The sequence below is a fragment of the Nonomuraea sp. NPDC001684 genome (assembly GCF_053596515.1).
Genome location: NZ_JBSFGJ010000036.1, coordinates 1 through 20,284 on the forward strand (window position 1 = coordinate 1; position 20,284 = coordinate 20,284).

The following is a 20,284-nucleotide window of genomic DNA, read 5'->3' on the forward strand; positions in this document are numbered from 1 at the left end:
GGGATGTCATATGTGGCCGTTCCGGAGAAAGAAGCAGGAGCAGATCGATCCGGAAGAGCGGTCACCGGAGCTTGGCGTCAAATACAAGGACCTGATGGTCATGCGTCAGCTCACCAAGGCAGGGGCCGATCTTGAGCAGCCTCGTCGTGTGATCTTCCACCTGTACGCCCCGACCCTCGATGCCGCTCAGAGCATCGCCAAGGAGGCCAACGGCGCCGGCTTTGGTCTGCGCCCCGAGGTCGGGAAGCCTTCCCCGGAGTCTCCTGACAGCTGGCCGGTGACCTGCGAGGCAACCGCCGTGATCTCACCCGACTTCGTACGGGAGACAGGCAACCTGTTCGACGACCTGGCAGCTCGCCACCACGGCGCATACGACGGTTGGCAGGCCGCAGCCGCCCCGTGAGGGATAGTCACTCAGCAACGCGAAAGGCCGCCTCCCACAACGGGGAAGCGGCCTTTGACCTGGGTGGAGATGAGGGGATTCGAACCCCTGACCCCTTCGATGCGAACGAAGTGCGCTACCGGACTGCGCTACATCCCCAAGGACTCGACCAGATTAGCAAACTCCCAAGGGTCCTCGCGCCATCCTCTCAGTCCCCCACCGCCCGTTTGGGCGGTTCGGCGTACTGGTCGAACAGGACGTCGGCGTGCAGCGCGGTCAGGTCGATCACCTCGGCCTCCACCTCGGCCGCCGCCCGGCGCCGCTCGCGGGCCCGTCGCAGCCGCTCAGAGCGCGCCTGGAGGGCCCGCTCGCGGCGTTCGCGATCCACCTGTACGGCGATCCGCAGAAAGGCCATGTACGACAGCATGACGACCACGGACGGAGCCACACCCCACCACGGGATCATCTCGACCCCGGCCGTGACCACCGAGGCGAGGACGAGCAGCGCGGTGAAGAACAACAACCTCCGGCGGCGCGCTACGATGATCGCCCTACGCCGAAACCGGAACTGCCGGACATCGACCTTCTCGACCTCCGGCGCGTCCTCGTCGCCGAGGGTGGCGTCGAGGTTGTCCAGGTCGGGCAGGGCGTGCTCGCCGGTGTAGTGCTCTTCGAGTTCGGCCAGCTCCTGGAGGTTCGTCTTGTCCCGGCGCAACCACATCGGGATCAGGACGCACAGCCACATCACCACAATGGCGACATAGAGGAAGGCGCTGCTCACGACCACCTCCGGGCAGCACGAAAGCGCGTCTGTGCTCGTCGCGCCTTCATTGTGCTCACGTCACGCACCGTAAGACCGTGTGTCACTGATTGACGAGCATTCGGTGCGGTGTGTCGCGAGATCGTCAAACCTCTTCGATCGGAGAACCGCCGTGAGCGGCCGCCTCACGGGCGCGCCGCCACTGTACGAGCAGGCCGCCGGGGACGTCCTCGACGGTCAGCGCGTAGCAGATGTGGTCGCGCCAGGCCCCGTCGATGTGGAGTTGGCGACGCCGAATGCCTTCTTCCCTGAACCCGAGCTTCTCCACCACCCTACGGCTGGCCTGGTTCTCAGGACGGATGTTCGCCTCTAGCCGATGCAATCCGGTGGTGAAAAAGCAATGATCGACGGCCAGGGCCAGGGCGGTGGGGATGATGGCCCGCCCGGCCAGCGCGCCGTCCACCCAGTAACCGACCTGGGCGGAACGGGCAGATCCCCACACGATGGCCCCCACGGTGAGCTGCCCGGCGAAGCGGCCGCCGTAGGTGACCACCCAGGGCAGCGCCAGCCCCTGCCGGGCCTCGCGGCGCAGGGTGCCGACCATGGAGACGTACGGGCCGAGCCCCGTCCTGAACAGCGGGGTCTCGGGGTTGCTCGGTTCCCAGGGACGCAGCCAGTCGGCGTTGCGCAACCTGGTCTCGCGCCAGACGCGTACGTCGCTCAGCCGCAGCGGCCGCAGGCCTACCGGGCCCTCGTTCAGAATCGCCGGCCAGCCACGAAGTCGATCCACGCCTCTCATCATCCCCCCATCGGGCTCGATGTCGCCACGGATCATCGATCGGCAGACCGAAACCTGGTCAGCGGGGGTGGTCGCCGCCCTTCATCTGCTCGACGGCGTGCCGCAGGACGGGCGCGAGCACCGCGACCCCATCCCGGACGCCCCCGGACGAGCCGGGCAGATTCACGATCAACGTGTCACCCGCCTGACCGGCCAACCCCCGGGACAGGACCGACGTGGGCACCTTGTCGCGATTCGCCAGGCGAATGGCCTCCGCTATACCGGGAATTTCCCTGGTGATCACGCGGGCGGTCATCTCCGGCGTCAGGTCGAGGGGCGTGAGCCCGGTGCCGCCGGTGGTGACGATCACGTCGTAACCCTGCGCGACGCCGTCCCGCAGCGCCGCCTCGACCGCGTCGCCGTCGGGGACGACCACAGGCCCCGAGACCTCGCAGCCGGCGTCGGACGCCAGCAGCTCGGCCAGCAACGGCCCTGACTTGTCGGCATAAATCCCGGCGGACGCGCGGTTCGACACGGTCACCACGAGCGCCCTGATCACGTGGCTTCCCTGGTCCACAGACCGGTCTTGCCGCCCACCTTCTCCTCCACCCGGACATCGGTGATCACGGCGGCCGGATCGACCGCCTTGACCATGTCGATCAGCGCCAGCGCGGCCACGGTGACGGCGGTCAGCGCCTCCATCTCCACCCCGGTGCGGTCGGCCGTCCGCACCCGGGCGGTGATCGCCACGCCCCAGTCCTCGACGTCGAGCACGACCTTGACGCCGTGCAACGCGATCGGGTGGCAGAGCGGGACGAGGTCGGGCGTGCGTTTCGCCCCCATGATCCCGGCGATCCTGGCCACCCCCAGCGCGTCGCCCTTGGGCACCTCGCCCGACCGCAGCAGCGCCACGACCTCGGACGACAGCAGCACCCGCCCGGTCGCCGTCGCGCTACGGGCGGAGACGTCCTTGGCCGAGACGTCGACCATGCGCGCCGCACCCGTCTCGTCGAGGTGCGTGAACTCGCTCAAATCCGGATCACCTCCACCTCGGACCCGCCGGGCACCTCGGTCACGTCCTCCGGCACCACGATCAGCGCGTTCGCCGAGGCCAGGGCCGCGAGCTGGTGGGAGCCCTGCCCGTGGACCGGCGCGACCGTGCCGTCGGAGGACAGCACGCCGCGCAGGTACGAGCGCCGGCCCGACGGCGAGCGCAGCGCCGCGGTGACGTAGGCGGTCACCGGGGCCGTGTCGGTGGGCAGGCCGCGCATCTTGTCGAGCGCGGGGCGGACGAACAGCATGAACGACACGAAGGAGGACACCGGGTTGCCCGGCAGGGCGAAGATCGGCACCCGGTCGTCGCCCAGGACGCCGAAGCCCTGCGGCATGCCGGGCTGCATCGCGACCTTCTCGAACCGGACCGTGCCGAGCGGCGACAGCGCCTCCTTGACGGGCTCGTAGGCCCCCATGGAGACCCCGCCGCTGGTGATGATGGCGTCGGCGCGCACCAGATGGGTGTCGAGCTGGTCGAGCAGCACGGCGGGATCGTCGCCGACGGACCCCGCGCGGAACCCCTCGGCGCCCGCCTCGCGGACCGCGGCCGTCAGGGTGAAGCTGTTGGAGTCCCAGATCTGCCCGCGGTTCAGCGGTGCGCCCGGTTCGACCAGCTCGGCGCCGGTCGAGATGACGACGACGCGCGGCTGCGGACGCACCCACACGCGCCGCCGGCCCACACCGGCGATGATCCCGAGCTGGGCCGGCCCGATCACCGTGCCGGCCTTGAGCACCACCTCGCCCGCCTGGACGTCCTCACCCGCCCGGCGAATCGCGTTACCGACCGGGACATCCCGATTGATCCGGACGGAGACCGTGCCGCCGTCCGTCCACTCCACCGGTACGACGGAGTCCGCCCCGGCCGGCATCGGCGCCCCGGTCATGATGCGGACGGCATGCCCGGGGCCCACCGCCCGCAACTCGTCGGAGCCGGCGGCGACGTCGTCGATCACCGGCAGCGTGCCGGGGACGTCCTCGGCCCTGACCGCGTAGCCGTCCATCGCGGAGTTGTCGAACGGCGGCAGCGGCACCGGCGAGGAGACGTCCTCGGCCAGCGTCGTGCCTAGCGCCCGCTCCAGCTCCAGCTCCAGAGGCGCCAACGGACGCACAGTGGCCAGGATCTCGGCCAGATGCGCGTCAACCGATCTCATCGAGGAACTCCCGCAGCCACGGCACGAACTCCGGCGCCAGATCCTCGCGATCGGCGGCGAACTTCACCACCGTGCGCAGATAGTCGAGCTTGTCGCCGGTGTCGTACCGCCGCCCGCGGAACAGCACGCCGTGCACCGGCCCGCCCTGCTCGGAACTGCGGCCGGCCAGCGTGCGCAGCGCGTCGGTGAGCTGGATCTCGTTGCCACGCCCCGGCGGGGTGTTCTCCAGGACCTCGAAAATGGCGGGATCGAGCACGTATCGCCCGATGACCGCCCATGTGGAGGGCGCCTCGTCCACCGGCGGCTTCTCCACCAGGTCGGTCACGCGCACGACGTCGTCCTCGACGGTGCCGGCGATGGTGGCCACGCCGTAGAGCGAGACCTGCTCCCTCGGCACCTCCATCAGCGCCACCACGCTGCCGCCGAACGTGTCACGCACCTCGATCATGCGCTTGAGCAGCTGGTCGCGGTAGTCGATCAGGTCGTCACCGAGCAGGCAGGCGAACGGGTGGTCGCCGACGTGCTGCTTGGCGCACAGCACCGCGTGCCCGAGCCCCTTCGGCTCGCCCTGCCGCACGTAGTGCAGCGTGGCGAGCGAGGCGGGCTCGCGGACCTGGGACAACCGTTGCTCGTCGCCCTTGGCCTCCAGGGCCTCTTCCAGCTCGAACGCGCGGTCGAAGTGGTCTTCGATGGACCGCTTGTTCTTGCCGGTGACCATGAGGACGTCGAGGAGCCCGGCGGAGGCCGCCTCCTCGACGACATACTGGATCGCGGGCTTGTCGACGATGGGCAACATCTCTTTGGGTGTCGCCTTGGTCGCCGGGAGGAACCGGGTGCCCAGACCCGCGGCGGGCACGACGGCTTTCGTCACAGGGTCGAAGTCAGCCATGAGTAGACCCTAGTGGAGGTACCTGTGGACAAGCTGAACCTGCGTCGCCGACTGCTCGCGGCGCGTACCGCTCTACCCCCCGAACAACTGCGGGCAAACGCCACCAAGGTCCGCGAGACGCTGCTCGAACAGCCGTGGGTCCAGATGGCCGGTCTGGTGGCCTGCTACTGGTCGGCGGGGTCGGAGCCGGAGACGCACGGTCTCGTGTTCGCTCTGTGGAAACACGGCGCGACGGTGATCCTTCCGGTGCTGAAAGAGGACAATGACCTGGATTGGGCGGTCTACGACGGCCCGGACACGCTCGCCCCTGGCCGCTTCGGCATCATGGAACCGGTCGACACGCGCCGGGGCGTCGACGCCGTCCGCACGGCCGCGCTGGTGATCGTGCCCGCCCTCGCGGTCGACCGCCGCACGGGGGTGCGGCTCGGACGCGGCGGCGGTTCGTACGACCGCGCGCTGGCCAGGGTGGGGCCCAACGTCCCCACGGTGGCCCTGCTGCACGACGGCGAGCTGATCGACGACGTGCCCGCCGAGCCGCACGACCACCGGGTCCGTTTTGCGATGACGCCGCGCGGACTCACTAGGCTTATGTGACCGAAGGGACGAGAGGGGGCTGGATGACGCTTGATGTCTGGCTCCTGATCGGCGCCGGAATTGTCATCGCGGCTATCGCGTCCGTACGCATCACGCATCGCAGCGGTCTGCCCAGCCTTCTCCTCTTCCTGGCCCTCGGCCTGGTTCTGGGGGCTTCGGGGTTCGGCGCCAAGCTGGAGAGCCCGCAGACCGTCCAGCAGATCGGCCTGATCGCGCTGGCGGTGATCCTGGCCGAGGGCGGTCTGACCACGACCTGGTCGCACGTCCGCAAATCGGTGCCGCTCGCCCTGATCCTGGCCACCGTCGGCGTGACGGTGAGCATCGTGGTCGTGGCGCTGGCCGTCCAGGGGCTGCTCGGCATGGATCCGACCGCGGCGCTGGTCCTCGGCGCCGTGCTGGCCTCGACGGACGCGGCCGCCGTCTTCTCGGTGCTGCGCAGGTTGCCGCTCCCGACCCGGTTGGCGGGGGTTCTGGAGGCGGAGTCCGGATTCAACGACGCCCCCACGGTCATCGCCGTCGTGCTGCTCAGCGGGGCGTCCCGGCGGCCGGCGTCAGTGGGAACGTTCCTGCTGGAGACGGCCATCGAGCTGGTCATCGGCGCGGCCGTGGGCCTCGCGGTCGGACCGGCGGGCGCGTACGCGCTGCGCCGCGTCGCCCTCCCCGCCTCCGGCCTCTACCCGATCGCCGTGCTCGCCCTCACCTTCGTCTCCTACGGCGGCGCGGTGCTGCTGCACGGCTCCGGCTTCCTGGCCGTCTACCTCACGGCCCTCATCCTGGGCAATTCGCGCCTGCCCCACCGCGCCGCGACGAGAGGGTTCGCCGAGGGCGCGGCGTGGCTGGCGCAGATCGGGCTGTTCGTCATGCTCGGACTGCTGGCCACCCCCAAGGAGCTGCCGTCGGCCATCGTGCCGGGCGTGATCGCCGGGTCCGTGCTGGTGATGGTGGCCCGCCCGCTGTCGGTGCTGGTCAGCTCGACCGTGGCCCGGGTGTTGCGGCTGGATCGGGTGAGCTGGCGCGACCAGGCGTTCCTGTCGTGGGCGGGGCTGCGCGGCGCGATCCCCATCGTGCTGGCGACCATCCCGTGGGCGTCCGGCGTGCAGGGCTCGAAGGAGATCTTCAACTGGGTCTTCGTGATCGTGATCGTGTTCACGCTGCTGCAGGGGCCCACACTGCCGTACGCGGCCCGGCTGCTCGGGGTGAGCGCGCCGGGCGAGGCGCACGACCTGGAGGTGGAGTCCGCGCCGCTGGAGGAGCTCAAGGCGGACCTGCTCCAGGTCAAGGTGCCCGCCGGGTCGCGCCTGCACGGCGTGGAGGTCTTCGAGCTGCGCCTGCCCGCCGGAGCCGCCGTCACGCTCGTGGTCCGCGACGGCAAATCGTTCGTACCGGACAACAGCACCCGCGTCCGGGCCGACGACCAGCTCCTGGTGGTCACCACGGCCGCCTGCCGTGACCAGGTCGAACGCCGCCTGCGCGCGGTGAGCCGCAGCGGCAAGCTGGCCGGTTGGTACGGGGAGCGGGGGTTGGAATAGGTGTTTGGCCCAATCGGTTAGCATTAGCAGTCGCATCGCTCGAGTGCCAGAACGTATAAGGAGGAGCGCGTGCCGACCTACCAGTACGCCTGCAACGACTGCGGCGAGCAGCTCGAAGTCGTGCAGAAGTTCACCGACGATGCGCTGACGGTGTGCCCCAACTGTCAGGGCAACCTGCGGAAGGTGTTCTCCGCCGTCGGCATCGTGTTCAAGGGTTCGGGCTTCTACCGCACCGACAACCGCTCGTCCTCGACGTCCTCCGCCTCTTCGACCACCCCGTCGAAGCCGGCCGAGAGCAAGTCGAGCGAGTCGTCGTCCGCGTCGTCCTCGTCGTCGTCCACCCCGGCGCCGGCGCCCGCCGCGGCTTCCAACTAGGCGCGTCACCCCGCCCGCACGGGCGGGGGCCTCATCGAGGCCGGTCGGCGTACGCGCCGAGCAGTTCCGGCGCGATGCGATCGACGAGCCGCGTCAGCTGTGGATCGGGCCCCCAGTCGGCCACGAGCCTGCTCAGCCCCTCGCGTGAGCAGCGCACGAGCCCCAGGGCCGCCCGGTCCCCCTTCGGCGTGAGCCGCAGCCGCTCGCCGTCCTCAGAACGTTCCACCAGCCCCTCGTCCACCAGCCGGTCGACGTGGGGCCGTCCGTGTGCCCTGCTCACCTTGGCGCACTCGGCCAGTTCGCCCGCGCCGACCCAGCCCTTGTCGTTGAGCCTGGCGAGCACCCACACCCCCTGCGGCGCGAGGCCGCTCAGCCCGGCCAGCGCCCCGAGCCTTTCGTAGTAACCCCTGCGCAGGTCGGCGTCGGCGAGCCGCATGAGCCCCCGTTCGACCTCCTCCAGCGACGACCGCTCGGCCGACGTGGCGCCCAGCCCCTCGCCCAGGTCCGCCGCCTTGGTGGTCTCCCTCAGCCGCGTCTGCGGGATGAACCAGCTCAGCGCGAACGCGCCGAACATCACCGGCGCGGCCACCCGGAAGACGGTGGCGATGGCATCGGCGTACACATGGAGGAACTGACCGGCCAGCGCGGGAGGCAGCCGCTGGATGACGGTCGGGTCGCGCTGGATCCCGGACGGGTCGAACCCCGCCGGCAACCGGGCCCTGGCCAGCACCTCCCGCAGGTCGCCGTCGAGCGTGCCGGTGAAGACCGCCCCCAGCGTGGCGACCCCGAAGGAGCCGCCGATCGACCGGAAGAACGTCGCCCCCGAGGTGGCCACGCCGAGGTCCTTGAAGTCGACGGCGTTCTGCACGACGATCACCAGCACCTGCATGGTCATCCCGAGCCCGACGCCGAGCACCAGCAGGTAGCCGCCCATCGTCAGCAGGCTGCTGCGCTCACTCAGCCCGGACAGCAGGAACAGCCCCGCCGTCGCCACGGCCGTGCCCGCGATGGGCAGGAAGCGGTATCTGCCGGTCTTCGAGATCACCAGCCCGCTGACGATCGACATCGTGAGCATCCCGGCCATCATCGGCAGCAGGTACACCCCGGACAAGGTGGGACTCACCCCATGCGCGACCTGCAGGAACAGCGGCAGGTACGTGAGCGCCCCGAACATCGCGAACCCCACCACGAACCCCACCGCGGACGACATCGCGAACGCCCGCACCCGGAACAGCCCCAGCGGCAGCACCGGCTCGGCGGCCCGCCGCTCGACGGCCACCCACGCCGCGACCAGCGCCGCCGCCCCCAGCGCCAGGCCGGCGATGACCGGGCTCGCCCAGGGATAGGTCGTGCCGCCCCAGGTCGTGATGAGCACCAGGCACGAGGTCGCGCCGCCGAGCAGCATCACCCCGGCGTAGTCGATGCGATGGCTGGTGCGCGTGTCGTCGCCGGGCAGCGCCGCCGCGATCACGCCCAGGGCGATCGCGCCCAGGGGAAGGTTGACGTAGAACACCCAGTGCCAGGACAGATGGTCGACGAACAGCCCGCCGAGCAGCGGCCCCACGATGCTGCTGACGGCGAAGACGGCGCCGAAGAAGCCCTGGTAGCGCCCTCGTTCGCGGGCCGAGACCACGTCGCCCACGATCGCCTGCGCGAGCACCATGAGCCCGCCGCCGCCCAGCCCCTGGATCGAGCGGAACCCGATCAGCTCCCCCATGTTCCGGCTCAGCCCGCACAGGGCCGATCCGAGGAGGAAGATGATGATCGCGGCGATGAAGAGCTTTTTGCGGCCGTACTGGTCGCCCAGTTTGCCCCACAACGGCGTGGAGACGGTCGAGGCGAGCATGTAGCCCGTCACCACCCAGGAGAGCTGCTCCAGCCCGCCCAGGTCGCTCACGATCGTCGGCAGGGCCGTGGAGACTATGGTCTGGTCGAGGGAGGCCAGCAGCATGCCGAGCATCAGCGCGAGGATGATGAGGCCCAGCCCTTTTTGCCGCATGCGGCGATCCTACTCTTCGTACTGGTGTGCGTACGCTCCGCGTTCAGGGGGGTGATCTCGCGCCCGCGCGGTTGTCCACAGAACGGCGTTCGGCGTTCTCGCCGCCCTCGGCCGTCCGGCTACTCTCGGCGCCATGGTCACTCGCGCAGACATCGGCGTCCTCGGCGGCTCGGGCTTCTACTCCCTGCTCGACGACGCGGAGGAGATCGAGCTCTCCACCCCCTACGGGCCGCCCAGCGACGTCGTCACCGTCGGCCGCATCGGCTCGCGCTCGGTCGCGTTCATCCCCCGGCACGGCCGGGACCACCGATTCCCTCCCCACCGCATCCCCTACCGCGCAAACCTGTGGGCGCTGCGCTCGCTCGGCGTGACGCAGGTGCTCGCCCCCAGCGCCGTCGGTTCACTCAGGGCCGAGTACGGCCCCGGCGCCATCGTCGTGCCCGACCAGATCGTCGACCGCACCTCGGGCCGGCCGCAGACGTACTACGACGTCTCGGGGGCCGTCCACGTGTCCTTCGCCGACCCCTACTGCCCGTCCGGCAGAGCCGCGGCCGTGGCCACGGCCCGCTCCACCGGCTGGGGCGACGTCGTCGACGGCGGCACGCTGGTGGTCATCGAGGGCCCTCGCTTCTCCAGCCGGGCCGAGTCCCAGTGGTTCGCCGCCAACGGGTGGTCGATCGTGGGCATGACCGGCTATCCCGAGTCGGTGCTGGCCCGCGAGCTGGCCCTGTGCTACACCTCGCTCTCCCTGGTGACCGACCACGACGCCGGGGTCGAGGCCGGTCAGGGCGTGACCCACGACGAGGTGCTGGAGTTCTTCGCCCGCAACGTCACCCGCATGCGCACGCTGATCGCCGAGACCGTCCAGGCCCTGCCCACCGACCGCACGTGTCCCTGCGGCTCGGCCCTCGACGGCATCAAGCTGCCCTTCGAGCTGCCGTGAGCAGGCAGCCGGCCTGGCTGCGGCCGTGGGCCCGGCGGCGTCGTCCGATCGCGGCGGTCCTGGCCGCAGTGGGCGTCCTGTCGGCCTATGTCGCTCTCCGTCCCGCTGCGGGCCCTGAGGTCCTCGTCGCCGCCCGCGACCTAACCCCTGGCCCGCTGCGTCCCGGTGACCTCCGTCCGGAGCCGCTCGCCCGTCCGCCCGACGGGGCCATCCGGTCGTACGCGGCGGGCCGCTACCTCGCCGGGCCCATGCGCCGGGGCGAGCCGCTGACCGACGCCCGCCTGCTCCATCCCGTGCCGCTGCCGCCGGGCACGGTGGCCGCCCCTGTCCGCATCGCCGACCCCGACGCCGTCGCCCTCATCCGCCCCGGCTCGACCGTCGGCGTCCTGGCCGCCGGGGAGGGCGGTCAGCCGGCCCAGCTCATCGCCGACGACGTCCGCGTGATCACCATCCCGCGTCCCGCCGACGACTCCCGTACCGGCGGTGCGCTGGTGGTGCTGGCGGCGACCCCGTACCAGGCGGCCCAGCTGGCGGGCGCCCAGACATCGGGCCGCCTCTCCATCACCTTCAAGAGTTAGCTGAGAGTAATCGTTCGACTACGATTCTCGGCCATGAACGGATTCAAGAAGTTCCTCATGCAGGGCAACGTCCTCGACCTGGCGGTCGCGGTGGTCATCGGGGCGGCCTTCAACTCGATCGTGCAGTCGTTCGTCGCCGACCTGCTGACCCCACTGATCTCGGCCTTCGGCGGCCTGCCCGACTTCTCCTCGCTGAAGGTCACCGTCGGCGCGTCCCACTTCATGTACGGCAAGTTCGTCAACGCGGTGATCTCGTTCCTGATGATCGCGGCGGTGATCTACTTCCTGGTCGTCAAGCCGTACACGCATTTCAAGGAGCGCGCGGCGGCCCAGGTCGAGGCCAAGACCCGCGACTGCCCCGAATGCCTGTCGGAGATCCCGAAGGCCGCCTCCCGCTGCGCCTTCTGCAGCGCCGAGGTCGTGCCTGCCTAGAGCTGCGAGTCGATCTTCGGGTCGTACTCCCAGTGCCACGGCTCGAACGGGCTGCTGTAGGCCCAGGCGGGATGGAACCACCCGTACCTCTTGGAGTTCTTCTCCATCCACACGAACTCCGTGGACCGGAACCGCTCCACGCCACCGCACAGGTCCACAGCCAGCCCGAGACCGTGGTTGCTCCGCCCCGGCACGGCCGCGAACCCCGGCCGCCGGTAGTAGACGGACTGCTGCTCGGCCAGGCTCCGGTAGGCGTCCGTCACGCAGATCGCCTTGCCGAACCGCCTCCGGTAGGCCTCGTTCAGGCTGACGAAGGCGATGGTGGCGTCCGCCCGCAGACTGAAGCCCTTCTGCTGCAACGGACAGAGCATGCTCTTGGGGATGAGCCCGTTGGGGTAGTTGTTGGCCGTGGCGGCCTGGAGAGGGTTGCAGCCCAGCGCCGCCCGTCCGACCTTGTCGATCTTGATGCCCAGCTTCACCAGCGCCGCGGTGAGCGACTTGACGATCTTGTCCGAACGCTGCCTGAGCGTGTCGATCTCAGCCGCCATCTGAGCCTCGGCCAGCAGGTTGCCCGCCCTCAACTCCTGAGCCTCGGCGGCCAGCCGCTCGGCCTCCTTGTACAGGGTGCTGGTCTGCTCCACGGCCTGCTGCCGTACCCGGACCATCTCCGTCGAGTCCGAGAGCGCCCGCAGGGTGCCGACGCCGGCGTCCCCCGACAGGAACGGCACCACGCCGTCCGCCCCGACGGGCTGCTCATAGAGCAGCTCCGCGAGCTGCGAGACCGGCTGCCGGATCACCGCGAGCCTGCGCTCCAGATCCTGCAGCCCGTTCAGCTTGGCCTTGAGCTCCTTCTCGGACGCCGCGATCGTGGCACGCCGCTTCTCCAGCGCCTTGGTGGCGTCCTCAAGCTCCTTGGCCGACTTCTCGGCCTCCTTGCGCAGCTCCGCCAGATTGCTCGGATCCCGCCGCTCCACCTGGGTCCGCGCCTGCGCCTGAACCGCTGATGGCACGAAGAGAGAAGCCATCGCCATGACGACCGCGATCAGACCCGCTGATCGAGGGGATGGCACGTTCGACTCCTCCGTTTGCACACTCGTTACCCGGGTCAGGCACGCACGTTACTACAGCCCCCTGAGTGTCCGGACCGAACTCCGAAGAGCTGCTATGAGACAAAAAGCGCACTATGTACGGCTCCCCCTCCCCACCAGCGGCATCGCATCCCTACCTCCACCCTCGCCACCGAACAGTGCGCCTTGACCTCTCTGTCGGTGTGCAGACGGCCCGTGAGGCGCTGTCACTGCACAACCCCGAAAGACGGCTGCGAGAGCGCGCACACTGGCCACCCGGACCAACCGCACCCCTGCCTGTCATGCACGGTTGCACCCCTCCTGCACCGCCGCACCGCACACACCCAGACCTCCGGGCGCCCTGGCATGACATGGCCCCCGCGACTCCACCTGGGCTCTCTTGCGGTGGTTCGTCTCCGCCGTCCGCTACGGCACCCTTTCTCACCTCTCCGAGGCCTTTGGCGTCTCTTGTCACGAGGACCGCGACCCCTTACAAAGACCCGCGACGCCCCCCTTTGCGGACTCCTCCACCCTCTGAGCTTCGGCGGCTCGTCCTCTTCCGGGAACGGTGCTCACCAGACCCTTGCGACCAGTCCCTTCTGAGATCACCGCCGACAGCGTGTCCAGACCTCCGAGTCTGTCGCGGTCTGTTGGGCACAACGGGAGGTCATCCCAAGAGCTGCGCCACTCGACCTACAGTCCTCCACGAGCTGCGCAACGTCGCCGAGCCATTCCTGACCTCACCTCAGCCCTTGGCTTCAGAACCTTCACTCCAGCCGCGCAGTCGCACGCATGCCCCCTACCAAGAGGGACCAGGCCATACGCAACGACCTCCAGCGTGCCCACCGAGCCGACGTACCCTGCCCCAGCAGCGCAGTGCCCCCTGATCGGGAAACCCCCACCGCAACCAACACCAACCCCCAAGCCACTCCCGCGCCTAACCGCCCCCGAGACACAGCAACACGGGGAGATAGTTCACTGGCCTAGCCGGCGGCCGGCGGCCTGGGGCGCCGGCGCACCCCGCGACCACACCCTCCTCAACCAACGCCCCTCGTCAACTTCACAAACCCGACAACCAGCCATAGCGGGCATTCTGTGCCGCCTCCTGCTCCCGCTCCCGGCACATGTCCCACAGCCAGGTGTCCTCCCACTCCCCCGCACACCCAGGCGAGGACCGCGAAGCCTCAGGCGCGTACGGCTCCTCCTCAACCACAGGATCCGGCTCCGGCGCAGGCGCGGGCACCGAGGACCGCACCTCCAACGCCTCAGACACCTCGGCGACCTTCCGCACAGGCGCCGGAATCACCCCTTCGTACCGCCGATCAGGATGAGCAGGCGCGGGCATCCACACGGGCTCGAACGCCAACCGCACCGCCCTCCGCTCCTCCATCCCCACCGGCGCACCAACCCCCTCGAACCCCCGCATCTCCCCCGCCAACAGTCCGCCGGCAAGAATCGCCGGCGCCAGCAACGCCCCGAACAACACAACGGGCCGCCTACGAGCTTGCGTGGATCGCCTCCTGGTCACAGGCAGAAGCTAGCCACGCACGAAGCACCGGAATCCGACCGCTTGCCATGCCTTTACCGCAGCTCAGAGCACCCATAACCAACCTCACCAAACTGACCCCGGCCCGGCGGCCCACGCACTGCCCAACTTTCGCTAGGCTTACGAGGGTCCGCCTCCGTAGCTCAGGGGATAGAGCACCGCTCTCCTAAAGCGGGTGCCGCAGGTTCGAATCCTGCCGGGGGCACCAGGTTCGAGCAGCAACGAAGCGCCCTTGACCAGCGGAAACGTCGGTCGAGGGCTTTTTGGTGTGTCCGGTGGTGTCCGACTGCCGTCGATCGCTTGCGGCCACCCCTTCCCAATGCCTTCCCAGGGCAGTTCAGCTCTCACAGACTCTGAGACTTCGCCCATGCGTAGCAAAGAGAATGGAGATGGGACTCGGGGTCGGGTTCAAGCAGGAAGGCGGCCTGACGATGCTCTCTCGGCGGTCGACACGGTGGAGCGGATATGGCAGCGCTGTGCTGCTGCTGGCGGTCGCGATCCTGGGCAATCAGGTGCTCGACGACAGCGGGTGGAGCTGGGGATGGGGAGCGGCCGCACTAACCGCAGCCTTAGCAACTGGTGCCTGGGATAGCTGGAGGTCCCAGTCCGAACCGGCCGGGAGGCTGCGGGTTGCGGATCCGCGTGGGCGACCATTACCGCTGGAGCACGTCAGTCTTGCTCAACTTGGCGTTGCCGACTCGCGTTTCGCCCGTCCTGATCGGATGGCTCCACACATCAACCGACCGATCGACAGGCAGCTCGGTCAGGCGCTAGATGCTCTCGCCGGTGGACGAGAGCGTGTGGTGTTGGTGCAGGGAGAGCGCCTCGCCGGCACTACGCACGCGCTGGCTCATGCGGCACAGATCCACATACCGCAATGGAAGCTGGCCGCCTTCGAACGCGAGCAGGAATTGACGCTGGCGGCGATGTTAGAGCGGGCCGCCGAGTGGGTGGAACCGCAGGCCGGAGTGGTGGTATGGCTAGATGCCATCAGCTTGGAGCATCTAGGCCAACTCACTGAGACACTGCTGGCCAAGTTCCCGCCTCGGGTCGGAGTCTTGGTCACACTGCACACCGAGGAGATCACCGGTCTACACGGGGAACCAGCGGCCCGGCTGCCCTCTCATGTGATGCATGTTCTGGCCGAGCACACCGTACACCTCGTCCTGGGAGTGATCACACCTGGCGAGCGTGAACTGATCCGCGCCGAATCCAGCTACCAGGCTCTGCAGCCGTCCATAGATGACGTGGCAACCGAAGTGCTGATGGGTCGCCTGATGGTCTCTCTGAGGCAACTACGTAACGCGCTGACAACCGGCGACTCCGAACAGGCGACCGACCGTGTGGCGTTGCTACGTGCAGCCACAGACTGGCACCGCGCGCAGATCCCAGAGCGGCTAACCAGAAAGGTTCTTCAGAAGCTGTGGGCAGACTACCGGCGCCACTTGACATGCCTACCGTCACGCACTCGGCTTCCAGCCGACAACTTCGTTCGCGCACTGGAATGGGCGAAGGCGCCCGCCTCCGCAGCCCGTCCGCAACTGCTCAGCGCCACCGCCCCGTACAGGCCGCACTGCCTATTAGCTGTAGTCGCCGCAGAAGACGAGCCGATCGGTTGGCGTATTGCTCCGCCCCTATGGGACTACGCCCTCCATCACCTTGACGACGGCAACCTGCTCAAACTCGGCTACACAGCACTCGACCACGGCGAAATCGAGGCTGCAGCCAAGCTACTGGAGCGCCTCTCAGCCGCTGACATCACCCTGCCCGTAGTCATGACCATCGCTGATCACTTCTACGCCACGGAGGACTCCAGCCATTGCCATCAGTGGTTGACGCGCGCTGCTATATCTGGTCATCCTGACTCCCCGAGGGCGATGTACAACCTGGGCATCCTGCATGAGGAGCAGGGCCAAGTGGAGGAAGCCCGCGAATGGTTCTTGCGGGCGGTGGAGTCCGGCCACCAAGACTCTGCACCCCAAGCCATGGTGGTCCTCGGCATCGTGGAGAACGAGCAGGGACGGACGCAAAAGGCCCGCGAATGGTTCCTGCGAGCTGCGGAGTCGGGTCATCCTGAGTACGCGCCGAAGTCGATGGTCAACCTCGGCGTCATCGAAGGAACGCAAGGGCCAACGGACGAAGCCTACCGCTGGCTGGTGCGAGCAGTTGAGGCTGGCCATCCCGAGCACGCGACAGCGGCGATGATCCATCTCGGCCTATTGGAGGCGCGGCGAGAGCGGGGAGAGGAAGCTCGCCGCTGGTGGGCTAACGCGGTGGAGTCAGGGCACCCCGAATCAGCACCCCGCGCCATGGAGCACCTGGGAATGCTGGAGGCGGACCACGGTCAAGTAGGCCAGGCCCGCGAGTGGTTCGTGCGCGCAGCGGAGACCAATCATCCTGAGTATGCATCAGAGGCGATGGTCAACCTTGGCATCCTAGAGAGAGGGGAAAACCAGATCGAGGAGGCCCGCAGATGGTTTGTACGGGCGATTGATTCCGGCCACTCTGAGCACACGCCGAGAGCAATGTTCAACCTGGGCCACTTGGAAGAGGAACAGGGGCGGGTGGACCAGGCTCGTCACTGGTATACACAGGCGGTTCAGTCCGGCCATCTTGACCAAGCCCCAAAGGCGATGGTCAACCTCGGCCACATGGAAGGGAGACTTGGACAGGTGGAGGAGGCCCGCAAGTGGTTCTTGCGAGCCATCGAAACCGGCCATTCTGAACAAGCGCCGAAGGCTATGCTCGATCTCGGCACGTTAGAGGCAAGCCTCCAACGAGTGGATCAAGCTCGCCACTGGTATGGGCTAGCGGCCGAATTCGGGCATACAGAAATTTCACCCGTAGCAATGGTTGACCTTGGTGGGCTAGAGGCGGATCAAGGCCGGATAGTCGAATCGCGAGCATGGCTAGCAAGAGCAATTACCAGCGAGTACGTCTACGCATCGGACCTAGCGCAACGCCGACTGCGCGACTTAGACCACAAAGAGGCAGAGTTGCGCCGAGCAGCATGGTATGCGAAGTACGGCTATTTGGGTTCTGCCGCTTCTCCTATCACCGCACATCCCCCCACTGCTTCGGAAGATGATGACGACACTTGACCAATCACCAAGAAGCCTCTCGATCCGCCACTATCAATCGGCCTCAAGATTTCGCGGCCCACACCAATATAGGCAAGCACCTGCCATCCGCCTCACACTTCCACTTAGAACGCTATAACTGCGATTTGCGATGCCGTAAAGCAGTCGCAACAAGACCATTTCCTTCAGCGGAAGGCGAGCGGTAAGCGACAGATGCTTTTATGGCGAAGATGAATCCGAGAGGATCACCATGGGCAAACCCTGGGACTGGGTGAACGATCGTTCCTATATAGAGCGTCTGTCAGAAGTGATTGGGATCAGTCTCGGCTTGGCAGCGACTAGAGAGCAAATACAGCTAGCAACCAAGGAGAACTTGCACCGAGTGGAGCGGCACCTAGGAACTAGTGCCGAGTATAAGGCCGTAAACGGCACGCTAATGGCGGCCGTGCTGGAAAAGTTCGGATTCCATGGCGCTCTGCGGGCAACCAACCAACCAATAGTCGCCGGAATCAAGGAACGACTCGGCGACCTGGACCTAGCAGTCCAAGCAGCCGAGTTCGTGATTGGGCGCATATACTATCCCGTCAGACAGCCCCACCCGGTAGATTTGGGCCCGTCTCCACTCGCTGTGATCATCAATCCAATCCATGTCGAGCCAAATCGCACTGGCGAACTCATCGAAGAAGCCCGAGAACTTGCTGGACAGGCGCTGGCAGGCGCGGTCTCGGTAGCACTGGACGAAATGGCGTTTCGATACGCCAGAAGCGCAATCAGACTGGACGCCTCCGAGAAGATTTGGGAAGATTCGCTAAAGCTTTCCGAGCTCTTCGATTCAGAATCTACTATGGCCACATATGGTAGATTTTTTGACCAGCGCTTCATAGATTATCTAGTCGCTAATTTCGACCAGATCGGCGATATCAATTGGAGGAAGTTCGAAGCCCTTACTGCCGAACACTTCTATCGACAGGGCTTTGAGGTCGAACTTGGTGCGGGCAGGAATGATAATGGGGTCGACCTAAGGATATGGGAATCTGGAGCGAGAGATGAGGGCGCGACACCAACAATCATTGTGCAGCGCAAACGCGAGAAGCATAAGATCCAGAAAGTCGTCGTTAAGGCGTTGGCAGCAGACGTAGAGTGGGAAGGCGCCAAGCAGGGGCTACTTGTAGCTACGGCCGAATGGCTGCCCGGAGCGAGAGAAGTAGCAAAAACCAGAAGCTATCCAGTGAGAGAAGTCAATCCGACCACTCTCAGGGAATGGCTGGCTACGATGAAGACCACCGGAAGTGGTCTCTGGCTCCCGTGATCAATGTGATTTAGCTGGGTAGGCATGAGTGGCGAGGGGAGTCCGACACTTTCATCGGACTCCCACCCGCCGCCTTATTCTGCAAGGGCATCAGCAATTCGGGCCCTGGCCGCCTCGTCCTGACCGACAATGCACTTGGCGTAGATGCGCAGGAGCACGTCAACACTGTGCCCGGCCCATTCCGCCACCTGCGGCGCAGGAACGCCAGCGTTGAGCCACATGGACACGCAGGCATGACGTAGGTCGTATGGTCGCGCGGCCAGAGCTGAGGCGAACTCCTTCTCTGTGAGGGCTGTCTTGCGGGCGGCCTTCCAGGCGCGGCGGTAGGTGATGAATGGCAGCTCGCTCACCTTGACGCCGTAGAACAGGCGGCCCTGCGGTCCCTGGTCGAACTTTGCGAGATGGGCTCGCAGGATCCGCACCAGAGGTGGCGGGATGGGCACCGTACGGCTGTGCCCGACAGCGCGGTGCTTGAGCGCGCGTTCCTCTCGCGCCTTGCCGCTGTCTGTCCAGTCCCGACCGGCGTACGGTGCGGCCTTGACGAGGTGAAGTTCCCCCCAGGCGTTGGCCGACTCCTCCATCTCGCCCTTCTCCGCGTTCTCGCAGAGAGGCGGAAGGGTGAGGTTGTCTCGGCGTAGGTTGACGGCCTCCTCCGGACGCAGGGCCGCGTAGTACATGAGGGCGAAGAACGCCGCGAGACGTTCGCCGCTCGGCTTCTGTGCAGCCACGGCCGCGAGCAACGCCTTGGCCTGGGTGTGGTTGACGACGCTGCGCCGGTCGACCTCGTAGGCGTTGGCCGGCGGCTTCCACTTCAGGGTTTTGAGCGGGTTGGCAGGCAGGAGCTTGAGTTCCACGGCGTAGTCGAGGGCGTTGGACAGGAGCATGCGGTGCTTGCGTACGGTGCTGGGTGCGGCGCGGGTGCCGTCCAGCAGGGACGTGGCGGCCTCCAGTAGGTCGCGGGCGAGGCCGGCGTCGTCGATGAGTGCTGAGATGGGCTTGGTGTTGTCGGCCAGCCAGCGCAACGCGTCGGCGGCCTCGTCGGGTGCTTGCTGGCGTTGCTTGGTGTTGAAGCCCCAGCGGTGCATGGCTGAGCGCAGTGCGCGGTCTTCCGGCTTGCCGCGTGTGGTGGTGTACATGGCGGGTGTGGCGGCGGTGAGGGCGCGGGCGATGTCCTGGCGGTACTTGGCGGCGGCGTTCTTCCACTTCATGTCGGCGAACTTGCAGGCGAAGTCGTACCAGCTCATCTCTGGGCGGTCGGTGCGTCCCCAGGAGACGGGTTCGCCGGTGAGGGTGCTGAAGCCTTCGCCGCTGCGGGCGGCGGTGAGCAGGGCACCGCGGAAGGTGTCGGCCTGGGCGGCGAGCTTAAACGAGCGCTTCCAGGTCTTCGTGGTGGTCTGCCAGGCCACGCGGTAGGAGGTGACCTTGCCTTCCTTGTTCCTGCGAGCCTCGATGGCGTAGACGCGGACGTTGTAGGTGAGGTCCTTCATCAGGCGGCGTCCTCCATCGTGGCGAGCCAGCGGTCCAGGTCGGCACGGCGGATGCGAAGGTCGCCGTTGGGCAGCTTGAGGCAGCGCGGGGCGCGGCCCTTGGCTCGCCAGTCGTAGAAGGTCGAGCGGGAGATCTGGAGTTCGGTGCAGAGGTCGGCGAGGGTGAGCATGCCTCGCTGGGTGGTGCCGGTGGCCAAGTGCGGCTCCTTGCGGATCAGGTGGTTGGGTGTTCGGCCCCGTGCTTGGTGGCTGTGGGCCGGGAGTTGATCAGGACGAAGGAAGAAGAAAGAACGGGCGGTGCGTGATGGAGCCGGGATGGTGGTGATCGGCTT

Annotated in this window: 19 protein-coding genes and 2 tRNA genes; 10 read left to right on the forward strand and 11 right to left on the reverse strand. The window is 67.3% G+C overall.

Annotation, left to right across the window (positions count from 1 at the left end; translation table 11 throughout):
• Nucleotides 1-403, forward strand: a 403-nt coding sequence (locus tag ACWCSD_RS10310) for a ribonuclease E inhibitor RraB (protein ID WP_449913994.1), incomplete at its 5' end; no start/stop codon positions are given.
• Between the two features lie 64 nt (nucleotides 404-467).
• Here the strand turns inward: ACWCSD_RS10310 and ACWCSD_RS10315 are convergent.
• The 7 genes from ACWCSD_RS10315 to galU all read right to left on the reverse strand — a co-directional run bounded on the left by ACWCSD_RS10315 (nucleotide 468) and on the right by galU (nucleotide 5,013).
• Nucleotides 468-541, reverse strand: a tRNA-Ala gene (locus tag ACWCSD_RS10315).
• 49 nt (nucleotides 542-590) lie between these two features.
• Nucleotides 591-1,163: a divisome protein SepX/GlpR gene (gene sepX / locus ACWCSD_RS10320; RefSeq protein WP_358301048.1), complete on the reverse strand. Its 573-nt coding sequence runs from the start codon at nucleotides 1,161-1,163 to the stop codon at nucleotides 591-593.
• 124 nt (nucleotides 1,164-1,287) lie between these two features.
• Nucleotides 1,288-1,941, reverse strand: coding sequence for a GNAT family N-acetyltransferase (locus ACWCSD_RS10325; RefSeq protein WP_397161709.1), 654 nt, complete (start codon nucleotides 1,939-1,941; stop codon nucleotides 1,288-1,290).
• Between the two features lie 58 nt (nucleotides 1,942-1,999).
• The gene (locus ACWCSD_RS10330) at nucleotides 2,000-2,479 is read right to left on the reverse strand and encodes a MogA/MoaB family molybdenum cofactor biosynthesis protein (RefSeq protein ID WP_352325746.1); all 480 of its coding nucleotides are present in this window, start codon (nucleotides 2,477-2,479) and stop codon (nucleotides 2,000-2,002) included.
• Nucleotides 2,476-2,952: a cyclic pyranopterin monophosphate synthase MoaC gene (gene moaC, locus ACWCSD_RS10335; protein WP_449913997.1), complete on the reverse strand. Its 477-nt coding sequence runs from the start codon at nucleotides 2,950-2,952 to the stop codon at nucleotides 2,476-2,478. The genes ACWCSD_RS10330 and moaC overlap by 4 nt, the downstream gene beginning before the upstream one ends.
• Nucleotides 2,949-4,124, reverse strand: coding sequence for a molybdotransferase-like divisome protein Glp (glp, locus tag ACWCSD_RS10340; RefSeq protein WP_364341110.1), 1,176 nt, complete (start codon nucleotides 4,122-4,124; stop codon nucleotides 2,949-2,951). The genes moaC and glp overlap by 4 nt, the downstream gene beginning before the upstream one ends.
• Nucleotides 4,111-5,013, reverse strand: coding sequence for a UTP--glucose-1-phosphate uridylyltransferase GalU (galU, locus tag ACWCSD_RS10345; protein ID WP_449913999.1), 903 nt, complete (start codon nucleotides 5,011-5,013; stop codon nucleotides 4,111-4,113). Before galU ends, glp begins: the two co-directional genes overlap by 14 nt.
• 24 nt (nucleotides 5,014-5,037) lie before the next feature.
• On the opposite strand from galU, the gene ACWCSD_RS10350 reads away from it, so the two are divergent.
• From ACWCSD_RS10350 to ACWCSD_RS10360, 3 genes are all read left to right on the forward strand, one after another.
• Nucleotides 5,038-5,607 (forward strand): 5-formyltetrahydrofolate cyclo-ligase, encoded by a 570-nt coding sequence (locus tag ACWCSD_RS10350; RefSeq protein WP_358301060.1) that lies wholly within the window; start codon nucleotides 5,038-5,040, stop codon nucleotides 5,605-5,607.
• Nucleotides 5,608-5,630: 23 nt separating this feature from the next.
• Complete coding sequence (locus ACWCSD_RS10355) at nucleotides 5,631-7,136, forward strand: potassium/proton antiporter (RefSeq protein WP_397161542.1); 1,506 nt, start codon at nucleotides 5,631-5,633, stop codon at nucleotides 7,134-7,136.
• A gap of 69 nt (nucleotides 7,137-7,205) precedes the next feature.
• Nucleotides 7,206-7,511, forward strand: coding sequence for an FmdB family zinc ribbon protein (locus tag ACWCSD_RS10360; RefSeq protein ID WP_352366385.1), 306 nt, complete (start codon nucleotides 7,206-7,208; stop codon nucleotides 7,509-7,511).
• A gap of 31 nt (nucleotides 7,512-7,542) precedes the next feature.
• Here ACWCSD_RS10360 and ACWCSD_RS10365 read toward each other — a convergent pair whose 3' ends face one another.
• On the reverse strand, nucleotides 7,543-9,510 hold the full coding sequence (locus ACWCSD_RS10365) for an MFS transporter (protein WP_449914001.1): 1,968 nt from the start codon (nucleotides 9,508-9,510) through the stop codon (nucleotides 7,543-7,545).
• Between the two features lie 133 nt (nucleotides 9,511-9,643).
• On the opposite strand from ACWCSD_RS10365, the gene ACWCSD_RS10370 reads away from it, so the two are divergent.
• Genes ACWCSD_RS10370 through mscL form a run of 3 tightly spaced genes read left to right on the forward strand, consistent with a single transcriptional unit; the run spans nucleotide 9,644 to nucleotide 11,463 of the window.
• Nucleotides 9,644-10,453, forward strand: coding sequence for an S-methyl-5'-thioadenosine phosphorylase (locus ACWCSD_RS10370; protein WP_397161544.1), 810 nt, complete (start codon nucleotides 9,644-9,646; stop codon nucleotides 10,451-10,453).
• Complete coding sequence (locus tag ACWCSD_RS10375) at nucleotides 10,450-11,031, forward strand: Flp pilus assembly protein CpaB (protein WP_397161545.1); 582 nt, start codon at nucleotides 10,450-10,452, stop codon at nucleotides 11,029-11,031. The genes ACWCSD_RS10370 and ACWCSD_RS10375 overlap by 4 nt, the downstream gene beginning before the upstream one ends.
• 33 nt (nucleotides 11,032-11,064) lie before the next feature.
• The gene (mscL, locus tag ACWCSD_RS10380; protein WP_352326225.1) at nucleotides 11,065-11,463 is read left to right on the forward strand and encodes a large conductance mechanosensitive channel protein MscL; all 399 of its coding nucleotides are present in this window, start codon (nucleotides 11,065-11,067) and stop codon (nucleotides 11,461-11,463) included.
• Here mscL and ACWCSD_RS10385 read toward each other — a convergent pair.
• Complete coding sequence (locus tag ACWCSD_RS10385) at nucleotides 11,460-12,473, reverse strand: D-alanyl-D-alanine carboxypeptidase family protein (protein WP_449914002.1); 1,014 nt, start codon at nucleotides 12,471-12,473, stop codon at nucleotides 11,460-11,462. The genes mscL and ACWCSD_RS10385 overlap by 4 nt on opposite strands.
• 1,735 nt (nucleotides 12,474-14,208) lie before the next feature.
• Between ACWCSD_RS10385 and ACWCSD_RS10390 the strand changes: the two genes are divergently transcribed.
• The 3 genes from ACWCSD_RS10390 (at nucleotide 14,209) to ACWCSD_RS10400 (ending at nucleotide 18,465) form a co-directional block, all read left to right on the forward strand.
• Nucleotides 14,209-14,284: transfer RNA gene (locus ACWCSD_RS10390), tRNA-Arg, on the forward strand.
• 268 nt (nucleotides 14,285-14,552) lie between these two features.
• Nucleotides 14,553-17,177, forward strand: a complete 2,625-nt coding sequence (locus tag ACWCSD_RS10395; RefSeq protein ID WP_449914004.1) for an SEL1-like repeat protein — start codon at nucleotides 14,553-14,555, stop codon at nucleotides 17,175-17,177.
• 229 nt (nucleotides 17,178-17,406) lie between these two features.
• Nucleotides 17,407-18,465: a restriction endonuclease gene (locus ACWCSD_RS10400; RefSeq protein WP_449914005.1), complete on the forward strand. Its 1,059-nt coding sequence runs from the start codon at nucleotides 17,407-17,409 to the stop codon at nucleotides 18,463-18,465.
• Nucleotides 18,466-18,539: 74 nt separating this feature from the next.
• Here the strand turns inward: ACWCSD_RS10400 and ACWCSD_RS10405 are convergent, their stop codons facing one another.
• Both ACWCSD_RS10405 and ACWCSD_RS10410 read right to left on the reverse strand, forming a co-directional pair.
• Entirely contained in the window at nucleotides 18,540-19,952 is a 1,413-nt protein-coding gene (locus tag ACWCSD_RS10405) for a tyrosine-type recombinase/integrase (protein WP_449914006.1), read from the reverse strand.
• Complete coding sequence (locus tag ACWCSD_RS10410) at nucleotides 19,952-20,149, reverse strand: helix-turn-helix transcriptional regulator (protein WP_397034421.1); 198 nt, start codon at nucleotides 20,147-20,149, stop codon at nucleotides 19,952-19,954. The genes ACWCSD_RS10405 and ACWCSD_RS10410 overlap by 1 nt, the downstream gene beginning before the upstream one ends.
• Between the last annotated feature and the right edge of the window lie 135 nt (nucleotides 20,150-20,284).